Below are 16,045 nucleotides of genomic sequence, written 5' to 3' on the forward strand. Positions count from 1 at the left end.
TATTCCTAGTCATAAAACAAGTAGGAATGAATAGACTTGTACAAACACTTAATGTAAGGAATGAGGTAAATTGAGCCGTAAAAGTATTGATGCTGTACGCAAAAATATAACCAAACGAAAAGGTCAGAAAAAATTAAAAGGGACAAGCTATGGAAAAGGAAACATGGCCCAAGCAACCTATCTTCAGGAAGAAGAAAAGCATGGTTACTTTCCTACATTTACTCCAGGGAAAGGTCCATACAAAAAGTCGGAGCAAAATGGGATTAGCCCCTTTGTGTTCAAAGCTCTCCTAGCAGGGATTCTCTTTTTTTCATCGGCCATTTTACTAAGGATGGAAGGGGAAGAGTTTCAAAAGCCTAAAGCCTTTGTGGTGTCTGCACTAACGGAGGAATTTCCATTTGCAAAGGTTCAAGCCTGGTATCGAACGAATTTAGGAACCCCATTTGCATTTTTAGAAGGGAATGAAGATGTTCGGCCAGTAAATGAGCAGAATGGCTTAATTTTACCTGTTAATGGAGTCATATCTGAATCCTTTCAGCAAAATGGAGAGGGAGTAATGATCTCTGTTAGTCCTTCTGAAAGTACGGAGGTTACCGCGATGAATGAAGGGACGGTTGTTTTTGCGGGAAAAAAGAAGGAAACCGGTAAAACGATCATGATTCAACATATAGATGGAACTTACTCTATTTATGGGAATTTAGATGAAATCGATGTATTCCAATATCAATTTGTTTCAGGAAATGAAGTTATTGGCAGTCTTGAAGCTGAATCAGGAGGTGAACAGCCTAGCTTATATTTTGCAATCCAGGACCAACGACAATTTATTGACCCAGTGAAGGTGATTCAAGTTGACGATCAAAAATAACTTTTTATCTAAATTTCATATCCATCCACTATTGTGGTTAGTACTTTTTTTAGCTGTCATTACAGGTTCCTTTGTGGAAATTGCGATTATTTTTTGTTTGATTTTTATTCATGAAATGGGCCATATCGGTATGGCTCTTTTTTTTCGCTGGCGTATATCGAGTATTATGTTTTGGCCATTTGGTGGCGTAATGAATACAGACGAATATTATACCCGGTCATATAAGGAAGAGTTTTTAGTTGTGCTTGCAGGTCCCATGCAGCATATATGGATTCATTTTGTATTAATGTTTATGCTTACAAATACAGATATCCCAACCCATTTAGTTGAGTATGCCTTAACCTATAATACAAATTTATTATTATTTAATTTACTTCCCATTTATCCGCTGGATGGAGGGAAAATACTGCTATTGCTTTTGTCCTACAAGGTCCCTTTTAAACAGGTGATCAGTCTTACGGTTATTTTATCTATTGCTTTTATTATGATGGCCATGTTCATTACTTACTTTAATGAATGGTCAACGTTTCACACCATACTCTTGGCTTGTTTCCTTTTACTAGAAAATCGTCTAGAATGGAAGCGAAGACAATATATTTTTATTCGGCACTTGATGTCGCGTTATGCTCAGTCTTCGCCTCCATTGATGAAAAAGCTTACGGTTTCACCATCTATGACGGTATATTCCGTGTTAGAGAAATTTTATAAAGGGAAATATCATCATGTTGATGTTTTAGAAAGCAATCAATTACTAGCGATGGTTGGGGAACAGCGCTGTCTAGAGGCTTTCTTTGATCAAAAATTACCTCATACGGAAATGAGGCAGTTAGCTGAAACGGGGCATACGTAATAGGAGCGATGATTTTGAATACGATTTACTTACAAACCATGACAAGCGAAAAGGTTGGACTAGTGATACAGCAAAATAATGAGGTAAAACAGGTTTCGATAGATCGTACTAGTTTTTCTTCTGTAGTGGGGACGATTTATATAGGAAGAGTAAAAAGGATCGATCACGGACTTCAGGCAGCCTTTGTGGACATAGGCCACAAAAAATTAGCCTTCCTTCCCAAAAAGGAAGTTCCATTATCAAGAGAGAATCCGAAACTATCGATTGAGAATCTTCTTCATGAGGGGATGAACCTTATCGTCCAAGTGGTTAAAGACCCTTTTGATCATAAAGGGGCTAGGATAACCGCTAACGTTACACTTCCAGGCCATTACTTTATATATTTGCCATTTGGAAACTATTTTGCTGCATCGAAGAAGATGAACGATCAAGATAAGGAGCAGCTAAAATCGATGATTCGTGAGTGGTCAACTGGGGAGGAAGGGGCGATTCTCCGCACATCAGCCACACAAGCAGAGCAACGTGAGTTAAAGAATGAGTGGGATCTATTGCAACGTAAGTGGATGGAAATTACTGATAAAGCTAAAAAGGAAAAGCCGCCACAAGCTTTGTTTGTCGATCGCGAAATTCCTGATCGTTTTTTGAGAAAATATGCAACCAATCAAGTTACAGAGGTTATCTGTGATGAGGTAGAGCTTGTTCAAGAAATGAAAATAAAATATCCACATCTGCAAAGCAAGATTAAATGGACAGATAACATTGAAAAGGCAGCGCCGGTATCTATTCCGCAGCTATTAGCGACATTAACAAATAAAACCGTAAAACTATCATCAGGTATTGAACTTGTAATCGAGAAAACTGAGGCTTTAACTGTTATTGATGTAAATACCGCAACTTACAGCGGGAAATGGAATAAGGAACAGACAGTACTAGGGGCAAATTTAGAAGCGGCTAAGGAAGCGGCGAAGCAAATCCGATTACGCAATTTATCAGGGATTATCCTCATTGATTTTATTGATATGAAACGAATAGAGAATCATGATCAAGTATGGCAGGAAATGAAGAAGCAGTGTCAGCAGGATCCGACTTTTTGCCAAGTAATCGGCTTTACAAATTTGGGTATTCTAGAAATGACGCGTAAACGAGAAGGTGTTGATCTTTACTCTATTCTGTGTCAGCCATCAAGACGAGAATGGACGGCCCTTTCCTTTGCGTATCAATTAGAACGTGAACTGCTTTCCTATCGGAGGCAGGACCATGCTGCCCTTGTCATAGAAGTGAATCCAGACGTACTGGAGCAATTTTTACTTCATATTGATATCAACAGGTTCAATGAGTATATGAAAATCCCTATTTATGTAGAAAAAAAGACTTTAGGTGAACGTCAATTTGTGATAAAGTTTATTGGTGACCTTAACTGGTTACAACATAGTGGTAGTACGGCAGTGGCTATTGACAAACTCATTTGAACCATGCTAATATTTTAATGTTGTTTAAAAGGTAGCACCCGTATGCTACAACCGCTCAGAATAGGTTTTAAAACTTTTGATTTGTGCTTATTTAGCACTTTGAGAAGGTACCTAAATGGCGAGTCTTAGTCTTAAGAGGAGGTGCAAGGAATGTACGCAATTATCGAAACAGGTGGTAAGCAACTAAAAGTAGAAGAAGGACAAGAGCTCTTCATCGAAAAGTTAGGTGCAGAAGCTGGTGAATCAGTAACTTTTGATAAGGTACTTGTAGTTGGTGGCGAAGAAACTAAAGTTGGTGCTCCATACGTTGAAGGAGCAAAGGTTACAGCTAAGGTTGATAAAGAAGGCCGTGGCAAGAAAATTACGGTGTTCAAATATAAGCCAAAGAAAAACTATAAGCGTAAGCAAGGTCATCGTCAGCCTTTTACAAAAGTGACAATTGAAAAAATTGAAGCATAAGGTAAATTCATATGATTAACGTTCGAATTTATCGAAATGAAAAGCGTGAGATTACTTCATTCGAACTTGAGGGACATGCTGAAAGTGGCCCCCATGGACATGATTTGGTTTGTGCAGCAGTGTCTGCCGTCTCATTTGGTGCAGTGAATGCTGTGATAAAGCTTTGTGAGATTGAGCCAATCATAGAACAGGGTGGTGAAGGTGGGTATTTAAAAATGAAACTTCCGCTGTACATGGATCAGGAAGTTTATCTAAAAGCCCAGCATTTATTGGAAGGCATGGTTGTTTCTCTCGAGACGATTGAACGAGATTATCATCAATATATTACCATTTCCTAAAAGAGGAGGTGCAACAAATGCTACGTCTAGATTTACAGTTTTTCTCACAGAAAAAAGGTCAAGGTAGTTCAAAGAACGGACGTGACTCTGAGTCTAAACGTCTTGGTTCAAAGCGTGCTGATGGCCAAATGGTAACAGGTGGATCTATTCTTTACCGCCAACGCGGAACAAAGATTTACCCTGGTGCTAACGTAGGCCGTGGTGGTGACGATACTTTATTCGCTAAAGTTGACGGTGTTGTTAAGTTTGAGCGTTATGGTCGTGACCGCAAAAAGGTAAGTGTTTATCCAGTAGCTCAAGAAGCGTAAGTAAAGAGAGAAGCTCCAGCCTACATTTTTTAGGCTGGAGCTTTTTTTATATCGAGGTAGAGGTAGGGGTCTGGTGCCGCAGTTGATATAAACTGCAACGTAATTAAAAAGTTTTAAGACTCCCCAAGTCGTTTAGATGATAAGTGCATGCATACCGTTTCAGCAGAATATTTCAGTCGTCATGAGTGAGTCATGACAACCGAAAAAACAGCAAGGGGCCAAAAACGGGTGTCATGAGGGGTTCATGACGACCGTATTTCTGTTTCCGCTGATATTTCGCTTGTCATAAGTACCCTATAATGCGTATTTCCCTCTTTTTAACTTGTACGTCATGGATATATCATTACGCGTTTATTAATATCGATCCTAAAGAACCGTAGAGCAGTGGTCTATATCACATTTCAAATTAATTTGCTATTTATTTAATTAGCCAGTTGTACATACAGGGAAAACAATGGTGTCTTTAAGGTGAATTATTTGCTATAATTTCGAAAAGGGATGATACGGAGGGGAATCGGATGAGAGCAGATGAGGTCATAGAGATATTGAGACATTATCGCCATGATTTATTGAATGATTTGCAATTAATCCAAGGCTATGCGCAAATGGACAATATGAAAATGGTGAAGGAGAAGACACAAAATCTTGTCAAAAAGACTATGGAGGAACGAAAGCTATCCAATCTCAATTGCCCCCACTTTACATTATGGGTGATGAATTTTCATTCTACTTACAAACAATTTAGGTTAGACTATGAAGTAAATGTGGAAAAGGCAGATATGTCTTCTAATGATTTAACCCTTTTAGCCATAAGTAAAGAAATCATGCAACAAATACATAAACATATATCAAAGGAGCAATTATATACGGGGAAAATAGTTTTTTATGAAACAAATCAGGTGTATGTAGATATTATTTTTAATGGACCTATTTATAAAATAATGGAATTAAAGTCAAGCTTAGATTCAAAGACTTTTGTACATAATGTAGAAATTGATGAAGAGGAATGTCATATCACATTATCGTTACAAAAAGATAGTTAAAAATCAGAGATGTCTAGCTCCAGCGCCTAGCCCCTCGGGGTCATAAGTCAATCCTGATCACGGGCAAAGACCGCCACGTCAGGGCTTGCCTTATGCCTGTCGGGGCTGAGCAAGGCGCTTACGCTTTTCTGAAATGATGAGGTGAAAGCAATGTTTGTCGATCAGGTTAAGGTATATATTAAAGCAGGAGATGGCGGTAATGGGCTTGTGGCCTTCCGTCGTGAAATATATGAACCAAAGGGTGGTCCTGCTGGCGGAGACGGTGGCAATGGCGGAGACGTCGTTTTTGAAGTAGATGAAGGACTTAATACATTAATGGACTTTAGATACCAAAGACATTTTAAAGCTAAGCGTGGTCAAAATGGAATGAGTAAAGGTCAGCATGGGAGAAATGCCGATCCTTTAGTTGTTCCTGTGCCTCCAGGGACGACTGTTCGAAATGCAGAAACAGGAGAACTAATAGCAGATTTAGTTACACACAAGCAGCAGGCCATTATTGCCCAAGGTGGACGTGGTGGCAGAGGGAATATTAAATTTGTCTCTGCTCGAAATCGGGCACCAGAAATTGCGGAAAACGGAGAACCGGGTGAAGAGCTTGATGTGCAGTTAGAGCTTAAACTATTAGCTGATGTGGGCTTGGTTGGTTTTCCGAGTGTAGGGAAATCTACTCTTTTATCTGTTGTCAGTGCAGCTAAGCCAAAAATTGCGGATTATCATTTTACCACGTTAGCGCCGAATCTAGGGGTTGTAGAAACAGCCGATCAGCGAAGCTTTGTCATGGCGGATTTACCTGGATTAATTGAAGGTGCACATGAAGGGATTGGTTTAGGTCATCAATTTTTACGCCATGTGGAAAGAACGAGGGTTATTGTTCATGTGATTGATATGGCTGCGAGTGAGGGTAGAGACCCCTATGAAGATTATGTCACCATAAACGAAGAACTAAAGCAATACGATGCTCGCTTAGAGGATCGGCCCCAAATCATCGTTGCTAATAAAATGGATATGCCGGATGCTCAAGATCACCTAGAGCTTTTTAAGGAACAGCTAAATGATCAAGCTCCTGTCTACCCGATTTCGGCATATACAAAAGATGGACTCAAGGATGTATTATTTGCCATTGCTGATTTATTAGATCAAATACCTAAGACAGATATTCTTGAGGAAGAGACTGAGGAAACAGAAAGAGTGGTTTACCGTCATAAGCCAGAAGAGGATGATTTCAAAATTACTCGGGATCCTGATGGAACGTTTGTTATATCAGGAAGTAAGATTGAACGTCAATTTAAAATGACGGACTTTTCCCGTGATGAATCAGTTCGTAGGTTCTCAAGACAAATGAGAAGCTATGGGGTTGATGACGCTCTTCGTAAAAAGGGTGCAAAGGATGGAGATACGGTTCGCTTGTTGGATTTTGAATTTGAATTTGTTGAGTAAGGATCAAAAGCGAGGGGAAGTATGGTGGCAGAATTAGATGAAAAGTTTTTTTTGGTGCGTAGTGATGTATTACCAGAATCCATGCAAAAGACACTAGAAGTAAAGGAACTGCTCGAACGAGGGAAAGTGACCTCAATTAACGAAGCGGTGCAAAAGGTTGATTTAAGTCGTAGTGCCTTTTATAAATACAGAGATGCAGTGTTTCCCTTTCAGGCGATGGTCAAAGAAAGAATGATTACGTTATTTTTTCACTTGGAGGACCGAGCTGGCACGCTATCCAAACTGTTAGCAATAGTTGCAAACGCGGGCTGTAACGTCTTAACGATTCATCAGACCATTCCACTACAAGGAAAGGCGAATGTCACGTTATCAATAAACACATCCTTAATGAATATAGATATTGAAGAATTAATTCAGCGTTTAAATAAGCTTGATTTTGTCATACGAGTGGAAATTCTAAGTTCAGGAGCATAAACCAGGGGGATGAAAAATGAATAAAGTAGGCTATTTAGGACCAAAGGGTACGTTTACGAAAATGGCTGTAGACGGACTATTTGATGAAATTGATTCAGTAAGCTATAAAACCATTCCAGCATGTATTGATGCGGTAAATGCCGGTGAGGTAGATTTAGGTGTTGTACCCATCGAAAATGCAATTGAGGGATCCGTACATCTAACCTTAGATTATTTAATTCATCATGTTGATTTACCCATTGTGGCCGAGGCAACAGTACCAATTCGTCAACATTTACTCGTTCATCCTTCCTTTGAGGGGGATATAGGTGATATTGAAGAAATTTATTCTCATACTCAGGCCATTTCACAATGCCACCAATTTATACATCAAAATGCCCCTCAAGCTCATATTGAATACACAGCATCAACAGGGCAGGCAGCTCAGTTAGTTTTAGAAAAGGGAGCAAGGACGGCCGCAATAGCAAATGAAAAAGCAGCTAGAGAAATAGGGTTAAAAATTCTTAAATCTGATGTTCATGATTATCCTAACAATCACACCCGCTTTGTCGTCTTAAAACAAGATTCACAGCCACTATCTCTTGAACACACGGAAAAAAATGGGTTCAAAACATCAATTATGGTAACACTACCACGAGACTATGCTGGAGCCTTACATCAAGTTTTATCTGCGTTTTCATGGCGGCAAATGAACCTATCGAAAATTGAGTCTCGTCCAATGAAAACGGGTCTAGGGAACTACTTTTTTATTATCGATGTTAACCAGGAATACGATGATGTCTTATTTCCAGGTGTGCAAGCAGAATTACGGGCCTTAGGTTGTCAGGTTCGGGTATTAGGCTCATATCCCACTTATGTCGTTTCAGATGAAAAAATTAAACAATTGAATCAATAATCAAGGTTAAAAGTCTTAACCATTCATGTGGTTAAGACTTCTTTTTTGGGTTATTCTGCAAAAAAATAGACGATTAACTCAACATTTATAAAAACTGTGCATATGTTGATATTGATATGGAATCGATTAACAGTCTGTAAATTGAATGAAGGGAGCAATGTCATTGAAAATTCATGTTGTACAAAAAGGAGACACTCTGAGGGAGATTGCTCAAAAATACGACGTTGATTTTGATAAACTAAAGGAATTTAATGCTCAACTTTCCAACCCTGAAAACATTATGCCAGGAATGAAAATTAAAATACCTTCCGAATCTAAGCTAATTAGAAAAGAGAAGAAGAAAGAGCAACCAATTCAACAACAACCAATCCAGCAGCAGCCTACTCAGCAACCGGCTCCAAAACTACCGAAAGAACAGCCAAAAAAAGAACAGCCAATTCAGCAGCAACCAACTGAACACCCATATAAGGATAAGTCTCCTGAGATGTATCCAGTTGTCAAAGAGGATGAGAAAAACTTTGAAAAAGTAATGATGCCAATTGTGCAGCAAGCCAAGTCAAAATTTAATAAAGGGGATCACAAACTAAATTTTCCATCCATGCCAAAGATCCCATCGGTTAGTGAAGAGGAATCCAGTAGTAGCAGCACAGACGAACACCATGTAGCAGAACAACCATACCCAACCCACCAAATGCCACAATATCAACAACCACAAATGCCACAGCAGCCATATACGATGATGCCAACCTATCATCATATGCCACCGAAAAAACCTTGTGGATGTGGTGGACCTCCAACATATTACATGCCAGTCTATCCAATGCATCCGCAACAACAAATGGGGGGCATGTATCCGCAACAGCAAATGCCACAGCAACAAATGTATCCACAACAGCAAATGTACCCGCAGCAGCAAATGGGATCCATGAATCCAACACAAATGCCAAACCCAAGCTATGATATGCAAAATGAGCCTAATTATCCAGATATGGACCTTGATGATGAATCCCCATCCTTGGAAATGCCACAGGCTCCACAAATGCCTGATGATATGGCACAACAGCAAAGTCAATGGGGAGATGTGACAGGTCAGATGGGTTCAAATATGAATCCATCCCAGCAGTGGCAAGCAGCTCCAGGGATGTATCAACAGCCCAGTTTCCAAAGCCCTATGTACGGACAACAATCGCCTTTTCCTATAGGAGGTCAAGGGTTTAATCAGCCTGGTCAACAAGGCTATTCTTCCCCATATGGGATACAGCAGCCAACCATGCCACAACCCCCATTTGCACAAGGAGGACAACAGCCTCCATATTTCAACTGGGACCGAGAAGATGAGGATGACGAATGAGAACTGATTTTTGGAGGGACGATTCATTCTTGAATCGTCTCCATTCTTTTTTAAAGGAAAAGGGCGCACTAACCGTACAAAGGATTGTTCCTATTAAAAAAAATGTATATGAAGTTTTTGATGGGAATCAATGGTGGATTGTAAAATGCTATCATCGAAAAATGAGTAGATTATGGTCATTGTTCTCTTACTTAGATGATGAATCCAATTTTATAATTAGTTACCCATTTCCCAATGGTAAGCGCTGGATTGAGGATCAGAAGCAACAGATATGGTGTATGTATCCTTATGTTGAGGGGGAAAGCCTGTCCTACAAAAATGATAAGGACCGAAAATCCGCAATACACCTACTACAGGACTTTCATCATGAATCGAAAGGTATTGTGATACATCAAACAAAACCAATATCTTACCTCACGAAATTGGAAGAAAGACAAAAACGTTTTTCAAGAACGAAAAATATCTTTTTTCAGCATAATGCCTTGTTTTTATATCAAAATATAATGAAATACACAGAAGAATTGTGGACACCAATAAAGAAATTAAAATGGACAGAGTTAGAAAAAAGGGCTAAAAGGAAAAAATATATCATCCATGGAGATTCCGCATCACACAACTTTATAAAAAACAACACAGGGGTCTTTTTAATTGATTTTGACCTCATCCAAAATGCTCCATATGAATATGAATGGATACAGCTCGCACAACGTTTTCTCTATGATGGTGTGGATGATTGGGATGAGCTTCTTTCCTATCCTGTATTTCAATTTTATGTTCAAAATCCTTATTTTTATTATGGGTTAAAATTTCCGAGTGATTTGTTTCGGGAGTGGCTACACTTCTTAAAGCGAAATCCTTCTAACCAGGAGATTTCACAGTATATTAAGAAATTTAAAAGACATTGGCATAAACGTCAGAAATTTTATGATAAAACACCAAATTATGATAAGATTAGTAATAATAATCCAAAAAGAGGAGAACGATTTCGATGAAAAAACATGTTGAGCAATTAACAAATTGGCTTCGAAAACAAGTTGAAGAATCAGGATTAAATGGACTAGTCGTAGGACTTAGTGGAGGTATTGATTCAGCTGTAGTAGCACATCTAATAAAGCGTGCTTTTCCGAATGATTCACTTGGAATCATTTTGCCATGCAAAAGTAATTCTGACGATCAAAAGTACGCTCAAATGGTTGTAGAAAGCTCGGGGATTAACAGCTTTACGATTGATTTAACAGAAACCCATGAAGTCTTATTCCCTACCATAAAAAGGGAGTTGGCTAATCAAAATGAATGGGATGAAAGTCAAGAAAAGCTAGCAGATGCGAACCTAAGGGCAAGATTACGGATGAGTACGTTATATACGGTGGCAACCAATTATCGTTATTTAGTTACGGGTACGGATAATGCGGCTGAATGGCACACAGGTTACTTTACGAAGTTTGGTGATGGGGGCGTTGATCTTGTTCCCCTTCTTCATTATACAAAGGGAGAAGTCCGTGAGCTGGCAAAGGAATTAGGTGTACCAGATGAAATCATTAGCAAACCACCGAGTGCGGGATTATGGGAAGGTCAGACGGATGAGAATGAAATGGGTACAACCTATGATTACATTGATCAATATCTAAAAGGGGAAGAAATTCCTGAAAAGGATAAAGAAATTATTGAACAAATGCACGCAAAAACGGCCCATAAACGAGAGCTTCCAAAGTCACCAGCCAAATTTGATTGATTTCCTTTAAGAAACAGGATAAAAACACCTCCTTTTTACACAATAAAGAGTAAAAAGGAGGTGTTTTATCATGAAGAAAACTTTGTTATGCCTACTAGCTGCAACTGGAATGATTATATCTGGTTGTGGTGGGGAAGATGAAGCAGGAAGAGGAGACCGCAATACGAACGACAACACTTTAACACAACCAATGAAATATGAAAGAAACCAGACAAATCAACAAAATAAACAATACACAAACAAACCGGAAAGCTATACCAATATGAAATCTCCAACTAGGAATCAAAAGGACGCTGATAATGGGCTTGCTAACCGATTAAGAGAGAAAATATTAGAAGTTGAAGGGGTAAACAATGCCGAGGTTGTGACGAGGGATGATCGCATTCTTGTTGCATTAGATATTGTAGAACGCCAGCAAGCCAATCCGGTTGTTCCTAATCGTGTGAGAGATGTTATTGAACAAATGACTGATAATGAAAACATTTCAATTTATACGGATGAAGCTTATTTTGATCGGTTGCGTAATTTACAGACAAGACCATAAAATGGTTATGAAGGTGTAGAGATTAAATTCTCTACACCTTTTGAAAGAAAAGGGGGATATATTATGAAGCTTGCCATTATAACTGGTGCATCAAAGGGTTTAGGTGCAGCGCTAGCAAAGGACTGTATTCAAAAGGGAATAAGTGTGTTTACCGTATCAAGAACGGAAAATAAAGAACTCGAGGACTTATCTAAAAAGCATGAAACAATGTACAAACAATTTTCGTGTGATTTATCTTCTGAACAGGAAATAGAGGATGTTACAGATCAATTACATTATGACCTACAAGAGCAAAAACCTGAGCAAGTTTGGGTACTCAATAATGCAGGTGTAGTTGATCCAATTGAGACAGTTGGAAACTTGGAACAAAATGAGATTACCAAACATTTTCAAGTCAATACGATAGCTCCAATGACCATTGCCAATAAATTTCTTCATGTAGATAACCAAGTGCCTACATATGTAGTTAACATCACTTCAGGCGCAGCTAAACGACCTATGCACGGGTGGTCTATGTATTGTAGTTCCAAAGCAGCCATTAATATGTTTACAGAAACTACTGCTTTAGAACAACAAAACACTGACTCGATTCATAGAATTATCGCGGTTAGTCCTGGTATTATGGACACTCCGATGCAAGGCATAATTCGTGGTGCATCGAAGGAGTCTTTTCAGCAATTAGAAAAATTTCAAGAGTATAAAGAACAGGGCTTATTAAGAAATCCTCAAGAGGTTGCTGAATCTATAATCAAGCTGCTTTTATCAAGTTCAATTAACAATGGTCATATTTATTCCATAGCTGAATTGCTACCAGAGCAATAGGCGATGGTGTAGGCTTTTTGAATCTTTCGGTTTATGATATAGTGATATAGGAGTAAATAGAATAAGGATTTAAGCGGAGAGGTGAGATTAGCTATGGCTGGTCATTCCAAGTGGAAAAATATTCAGCATCGTAAAAGTCGTCAAGATGCGAAAAAAGGTAAAATCTTTATGAAATATGCCAAAGAAATTTATGTGGCAGCTAAAGAAGGTGGCGGAGATCCTGAGACAAATTCTGCACTTCGTCTTGTGATTGATAAGGCAAAAGCCAATAATATGCCTAATGATAATATAGATCGTGCCATCAAAAAAGCTACTGGTGGAATTGATGGTGTTGAATACGAGGAAGCAACCTATGAAGGATATGGTCCTGGTGGTGTTGCCGTTATGGTTCAGGTCTTAACAGATAATCGTAATCGTACAGCTTCAGAAGTACGTCACGCCTTTTCAAAAAATGGCGGTAACCTAGGTGAAAATGGTTGTGTATCCTTTTTATTTGAACGAAAAGGATACTTGGTCATTGATCGCTCCGAACAGGACGTTGATGAAGAAGAACTTATGCTTGATGTTATAGAGTCCGGTGGAGATGAAATTGAAACAAGTGATGAGGTATTTGAGATTTATACGGACCCAGAGTCATTTACCGATGTGAAAGAGGCCTTAACAGAAAAGGGGTATTCCTTTGCTACAGCTGAGGTGACTATGCTACCACAAACATCAACTAAGGTCGCTGAAGATCAAGTAGAGAAAATGAACAAGCTTATTGATATGCTTGAAGATAGTGATGACGTGCAAGACATTTACCACAACATGGAAGAATAAAAATAAGATTTTCCCATAATTCAATGATTAAAAGCTCTGTTTCTGGCAAAACTAGAAATAGAGCTTTTTTGTATTAAACTATACTATAGAAGGGTTGATGGAAATGAGATGGAAGACTTCCATATTCCCTATACTGGTGTTCATCATGACGTTACTTGTTTCAATTCAAGTTCTTGCAGAAGGTCAACAAAACAACAACGAAGAAGCAGTAAATGATGGGATAACAGAAGAAGAGGACCGAAAAACGTGGGAGCAGGAGCCACTAGAGCTTGAAGTAGTACTAGAGCGAAAATACTTGGATGGTCGTATTGATGAGGAAGTAAAAACAGAAACAATCTGGTCGTTACATGACTTTTGGTCAGGATATAAGAGCTGGAAGCTTATGAAGCAAGAAGAAGGCAGAGTCGTTTTTCGAAAAGAAATTGAAGAACTTTCTCCGGCAGTAAAAGAAAATGGGTATTTTGGATTAACAGAGGATAATGTACTGTCTATTTTCAATGGTAGGCCTGAAAATAATGAGGTTATTAAAGCCTACTATGAGATCGATGTTGGAAAATTGAAAAGCTATCGAGTTGACGAATTGAAATCAGGAATTAAAATTGAGAAAAAGTCCACTTTTCAAGATGTAATGGAAACCTATAAAGAATATGCAAGTAGTGAACCAGTTGACGATTTAGTTGACTCATGAGAGGTAATTTCTCGTGGGTCAACTTTTTTCATTACGTTGGGATTCACAATGTATGTTAAAATGTTATCAGGTTAAAGCTTATCTAGAAAGGGAATATGAGGATGATTGCATTTTTAGAGGGGAAAATAGACACGATAGACGAACAAAGTGTCTTTGTGTTAGTCAATGGAGTTGGGTATGAGGTTGTATGTGCCAACCCATTTCAATTCCAACATCAAATAAATGAACAGGTTAGAATTTATACATACCATTACATTCGCGAAGACCAGCAATTACTATATGGATTTCAGAAAGTGGAGGAGAAACAGCTATTTGCGAAACTATTGAATGTTTCGGGTATTGGTCCCAAAAGTGCTCTCAGCATTTTGGCAACCACAAGTGCGGCTGAAGTAGCTGCTGCGATTGAACATGAGGATGAAAAGTTTCTCACTAAATTTCCTGGTGTAGGGAAAAAGACGGCACGACAAATGATTTTAGACTTAAAAGGGAAAGTTACAGAATGGATTCAGCACCCAGTATACGATCAGGACTCTACACATGGAACAAATGATCAGCTTCTGCAGGATGGGCAACGTGTCCATTTTGAAGAGGCGTTAGAAGCGTTAAAAGCGTTAGGTTATTCTGAGCGTGAAGTGCAACGAATTTCACCAAGCTTACGTCAGGAAACCTATCATACAGTTGATGAATACATTAAAAAAGGCCTTTCTCTTATGCTAAATCAATAAAAAAGGGGAGAACATAGATGGACGAGCGGATGGTATCTGGGGAACTTCAACAAGAAGATTCATCTATCGAGCTAAGTTTACGGCCTGAAACATTAAGCCAATATATTGGTCAGGCGAAAACGAAAGAAAATTTGAGCATCTTTATCGAAGCAGCTAAAATGCGTGATGAACCATTAGATCATGTGCTATTATATGGTCCACCAGGCTTAGGGAAAACAACACTCGCATCCATCATTGCAAACGAGATGGGCGTTCAGTTTCGGACTACATCAGGTCCTGCTATTGAAAAAGCGGGTGACTTAGCAGCTATTCTATCCTCCTTAGAACCAGGTGATGTACTGTTTATAGATGAAATTCACCGTCTCCCTCGCTCTGTTGAGGAGGTTCTATACCCTGCAATGGAGGATTTCTGCTTAGACATAGTGTTAGGACAAGGCTCTAGTGCACGGTCTGTACGTCTTGATTTGCCTCCATTTACCCTGGTTGGAGCCACTACAAGAGCAGGACTATTAAGTGCACCATTACGTGATCGCTTTGGTGTTTTATGTCGCTTGGATTATTATGAAACCGAGGATTTACGTAATATTGTCAGCAGAACAGCAGATATTTTTCATATTGGTATTGAAAAGGATGCATCAACTGAAATTGCCGGACGATCAAGAGGAACACCGCGGATAGCCAATCGTTTATTGAAACGAGTGAGAGATATTGCACAGGTGAGTGGTGAGACTACCATTTCAATGAAGACCACGAAGAAGGCTTTAGGAATGCTCCAGGTGGATGCCAGGGGGCTTGACCATATTGATCATAAGTTTTTAGAGGGAATCATTGATAAGTTTAAGGGTGGACCAGTAGGATTAGATACGATTTCAGCTACAATTGGGGAGGAACCACAAACGATTGAAGATGTCTATGAGCCATTTTTGTTACAAATAGGGTTTATTCAACGAACACCAAGAGGGAGGGTGGTCACTCCACTAGCCTATAAACATTTCAATCGGGAGGTACCACGGATTGACTGATTTTGGTAAGATTTTTATTGTGATAGGAATCGTTTTTGTTGTTATTGGGCTTTTATGGAGCTTTATCGGAAAATTACCTGGAGATTTCACCTTTAAAAAAGGCAATATCACAGTTTTTTTTCCGATTATGACCTCTATTATTGTTAGCATTGTCTTATCACTGATTTTTTATTTGATCGGAAAATTTCGCTAAAGTTAAATAAG

Annotated in this window: 20 protein-coding genes and 1 other annotated feature; all 20 genes read left to right on the plus strand. The window is 38.9% G+C overall.

The window, feature by feature from the left end:
• Positions 1-70 precede the first annotated feature (70 nt).
• The 20 genes from GH754_RS18290 (at position 71) to GH754_RS18385 (ending at position 16,034) form a co-directional block, all read left to right on the plus strand.
• Positions 71-865, plus strand: coding sequence for a peptidoglycan DD-metalloendopeptidase family protein (locus GH754_RS18290; RefSeq protein WP_153730098.1), 795 nt, complete (start codon positions 71-73; stop codon positions 863-865).
• Positions 849-1,715 (plus strand): site-2 protease family protein, encoded by an 867-nt coding sequence (locus GH754_RS18295; protein WP_153730099.1) that lies wholly within the window; start codon positions 849-851, stop codon positions 1,713-1,715. The genes GH754_RS18290 and GH754_RS18295 overlap by 17 nt, the downstream gene beginning before the upstream one ends.
• Positions 1,716-1,729: 14 nt before the next feature.
• On the plus strand, positions 1,730-3,184 hold the full coding sequence (locus GH754_RS18300) for an Rne/Rng family ribonuclease (RefSeq protein ID WP_194841408.1): 1,455 nt from the start codon (positions 1,730-1,732) through the stop codon (positions 3,182-3,184).
• Positions 3,185-3,223: 39 nt separating this feature from the next.
• Positions 3,224-3,320, plus strand: a sequence feature (ribosomal protein L21 leader region).
• Between the two features lie 14 nt (positions 3,321-3,334).
• Positions 3,335-3,643, plus strand: a complete 309-nt coding sequence (rplU, locus tag GH754_RS18305) for a 50S ribosomal protein L21 (protein WP_153730101.1) — start codon at positions 3,335-3,337, stop codon at positions 3,641-3,643.
• Positions 3,644-3,654: 11 nt separating this feature from the next.
• Positions 3,655-3,981 (plus strand): ribosomal-processing cysteine protease Prp, encoded by a 327-nt coding sequence (locus GH754_RS18310; RefSeq protein WP_153730102.1) that lies wholly within the window; start codon positions 3,655-3,657, stop codon positions 3,979-3,981.
• 17 nt (positions 3,982-3,998) lie between these two features.
• Positions 3,999-4,289, plus strand: coding sequence for a 50S ribosomal protein L27 (gene rpmA, locus GH754_RS18315; protein WP_153730103.1), 291 nt, complete (start codon positions 3,999-4,001; stop codon positions 4,287-4,289).
• A gap of 518 nt (positions 4,290-4,807) precedes the next feature.
• Complete coding sequence (locus GH754_RS18320) at positions 4,808-5,332, plus strand: Spo0B domain-containing protein (protein WP_153730104.1); 525 nt, start codon at positions 4,808-4,810, stop codon at positions 5,330-5,332.
• A 150-nt stretch (positions 5,333-5,482) separates the two neighbouring features.
• Positions 5,483-6,769: a GTPase ObgE gene (gene obgE / locus GH754_RS18325; protein ID WP_153730105.1), complete on the plus strand. Its 1,287-nt coding sequence runs from the start codon at positions 5,483-5,485 to the stop codon at positions 6,767-6,769.
• 21 nt (positions 6,770-6,790) lie between these two features.
• Complete coding sequence (locus GH754_RS18330) at positions 6,791-7,243, plus strand: ACT domain-containing protein (protein WP_153730106.1); 453 nt, start codon at positions 6,791-6,793, stop codon at positions 7,241-7,243.
• A 16-nt stretch (positions 7,244-7,259) separates the two neighbouring features.
• Positions 7,260-8,138 carry a prephenate dehydratase gene (pheA, locus tag GH754_RS18335; RefSeq protein WP_153730107.1) on the plus strand — a complete coding sequence of 293 codons (879 nt, stop codon included), beginning with the start codon at positions 7,260-7,262 and terminating at the stop codon, positions 8,136-8,138.
• A 163-nt stretch (positions 8,139-8,301) separates the two neighbouring features.
• Positions 8,302-9,489: a SafA/ExsA family spore coat assembly protein gene (gene safA, locus GH754_RS18340; protein WP_153730108.1), complete on the plus strand. Its 1,188-nt coding sequence runs from the start codon at positions 8,302-8,304 to the stop codon at positions 9,487-9,489.
• The gene (locus GH754_RS18345) at positions 9,486-10,481 is read left to right on the plus strand and encodes a protein kinase family protein (protein WP_153730109.1); all 996 of its coding nucleotides are present in this window, start codon (positions 9,486-9,488) and stop codon (positions 10,479-10,481) included. The genes safA and GH754_RS18345 overlap by 4 nt, the downstream gene beginning before the upstream one ends.
• Complete coding sequence (nadE, locus tag GH754_RS18350; protein WP_153730110.1) at positions 10,478-11,221, plus strand: NAD(+) synthase; 744 nt, start codon at positions 10,478-10,480, stop codon at positions 11,219-11,221. Before GH754_RS18345 ends, nadE begins: the two co-directional genes overlap by 4 nt.
• Positions 11,222-11,291: 70 nt before the next feature.
• Positions 11,292-11,765 (plus strand): YhcN/YlaJ family sporulation lipoprotein, encoded by a 474-nt coding sequence (locus GH754_RS18355; RefSeq protein WP_153730111.1) that lies wholly within the window; start codon positions 11,292-11,294, stop codon positions 11,763-11,765.
• Positions 11,766-11,828: 63 nt separating this feature from the next.
• Positions 11,829-12,587 (plus strand): (S)-benzoin forming benzil reductase, encoded by a 759-nt coding sequence (locus tag GH754_RS18360; RefSeq protein ID WP_153730112.1) that lies wholly within the window; start codon positions 11,829-11,831, stop codon positions 12,585-12,587.
• Positions 12,588-12,680: 93 nt separating this feature from the next.
• Complete coding sequence (locus tag GH754_RS18365; protein WP_153730113.1) at positions 12,681-13,406, plus strand: YebC/PmpR family DNA-binding transcriptional regulator; 726 nt, start codon at positions 12,681-12,683, stop codon at positions 13,404-13,406.
• Positions 13,407-13,509: 103 nt separating this feature from the next.
• Entirely contained in the window at positions 13,510-14,094 is a 585-nt protein-coding gene (locus GH754_RS18370) for a BofC C-terminal domain-containing protein (RefSeq protein ID WP_194841409.1), read from the plus strand.
• 101 nt (positions 14,095-14,195) lie between these two features.
• Complete coding sequence (ruvA, locus tag GH754_RS18375) at positions 14,196-14,819, plus strand: Holliday junction branch migration protein RuvA (RefSeq protein ID WP_153730115.1); 624 nt, start codon at positions 14,196-14,198, stop codon at positions 14,817-14,819.
• Between the two features lie 17 nt (positions 14,820-14,836).
• On the plus strand, positions 14,837-15,841 hold the full coding sequence (gene ruvB, locus GH754_RS18380) for a Holliday junction branch migration DNA helicase RuvB (RefSeq protein WP_153730116.1): 1,005 nt from the start codon (positions 14,837-14,839) through the stop codon (positions 15,839-15,841).
• Entirely contained in the window at positions 15,834-16,034 is a 201-nt protein-coding gene (locus GH754_RS18385) for a DUF2905 domain-containing protein (RefSeq protein WP_153730117.1), read from the plus strand. The genes ruvB and GH754_RS18385 overlap by 8 nt, the downstream gene beginning before the upstream one ends.
• The last annotated feature ends 11 nt before the right edge of the window (positions 16,035-16,045 follow it).

Origin of the sequence: Salinibacillus xinjiangensis, from assembly GCF_009649735.1 — a bacterium.
In the GTDB taxonomy this organism is placed as follows: Bacteria; Bacillota; Bacilli; order Bacillales; family Alkalibacillaceae; genus Salinibacillus; species Salinibacillus xinjiangensis.

Coding starts and splice junctions, on each gene's coding strand:
- rplU (WP_153730101.1), top strand. CDS start 3,335: ATGTACGCAATTATCGAAACAGGTGGTAAGCAACTAAAAGTAGAAGAA.
- GH754_RS18310 (WP_153730102.1), top strand. CDS start 3,655: ATGATTAACGTTCGAATTTATCGAAATGAAAAGCGTGAGATTACTTCA.
- rpmA (WP_153730103.1), top strand. CDS start 3,999: ATGCTACGTCTAGATTTACAGTTTTTCTCACAGAAAAAAGGTCAAGGT.
- GH754_RS18320 (WP_153730104.1), top strand. CDS start 4,808: ATGAGAGCAGATGAGGTCATAGAGATATTGAGACATTATCGCCATGAT.
- obgE (WP_153730105.1), top strand. CDS start 5,483: ATGTTTGTCGATCAGGTTAAGGTATATATTAAAGCAGGAGATGGCGGT.
- GH754_RS18330 (WP_153730106.1), top strand. CDS start 6,791: ATGGTGGCAGAATTAGATGAAAAGTTTTTTTTGGTGCGTAGTGATGTA.
- pheA (WP_153730107.1), top strand. CDS start 7,260: ATGAATAAAGTAGGCTATTTAGGACCAAAGGGTACGTTTACGAAAATG.
- GH754_RS18345 (WP_153730109.1), top strand. CDS start 9,486: ATGAGAACTGATTTTTGGAGGGACGATTCATTCTTGAATCGTCTCCAT.
- nadE (WP_153730110.1), top strand. CDS start 10,478: ATGAAAAAACATGTTGAGCAATTAACAAATTGGCTTCGAAAACAAGTT.
- GH754_RS18355 (WP_153730111.1), top strand. CDS start 11,292: ATGAAGAAAACTTTGTTATGCCTACTAGCTGCAACTGGAATGATTATA.
- GH754_RS18360 (WP_153730112.1), top strand. CDS start 11,829: ATGAAGCTTGCCATTATAACTGGTGCATCAAAGGGTTTAGGTGCAGCG.
- GH754_RS18365 (WP_153730113.1), top strand. CDS start 12,681: ATGGCTGGTCATTCCAAGTGGAAAAATATTCAGCATCGTAAAAGTCGT.
- GH754_RS18370 (WP_194841409.1), top strand. CDS start 13,510: ATGAGATGGAAGACTTCCATATTCCCTATACTGGTGTTCATCATGACG.
- ruvA (WP_153730115.1), top strand. CDS start 14,196: ATGATTGCATTTTTAGAGGGGAAAATAGACACGATAGACGAACAAAGT.
- ruvB (WP_153730116.1), top strand. CDS start 14,837: ATGGACGAGCGGATGGTATCTGGGGAACTTCAACAAGAAGATTCATCT.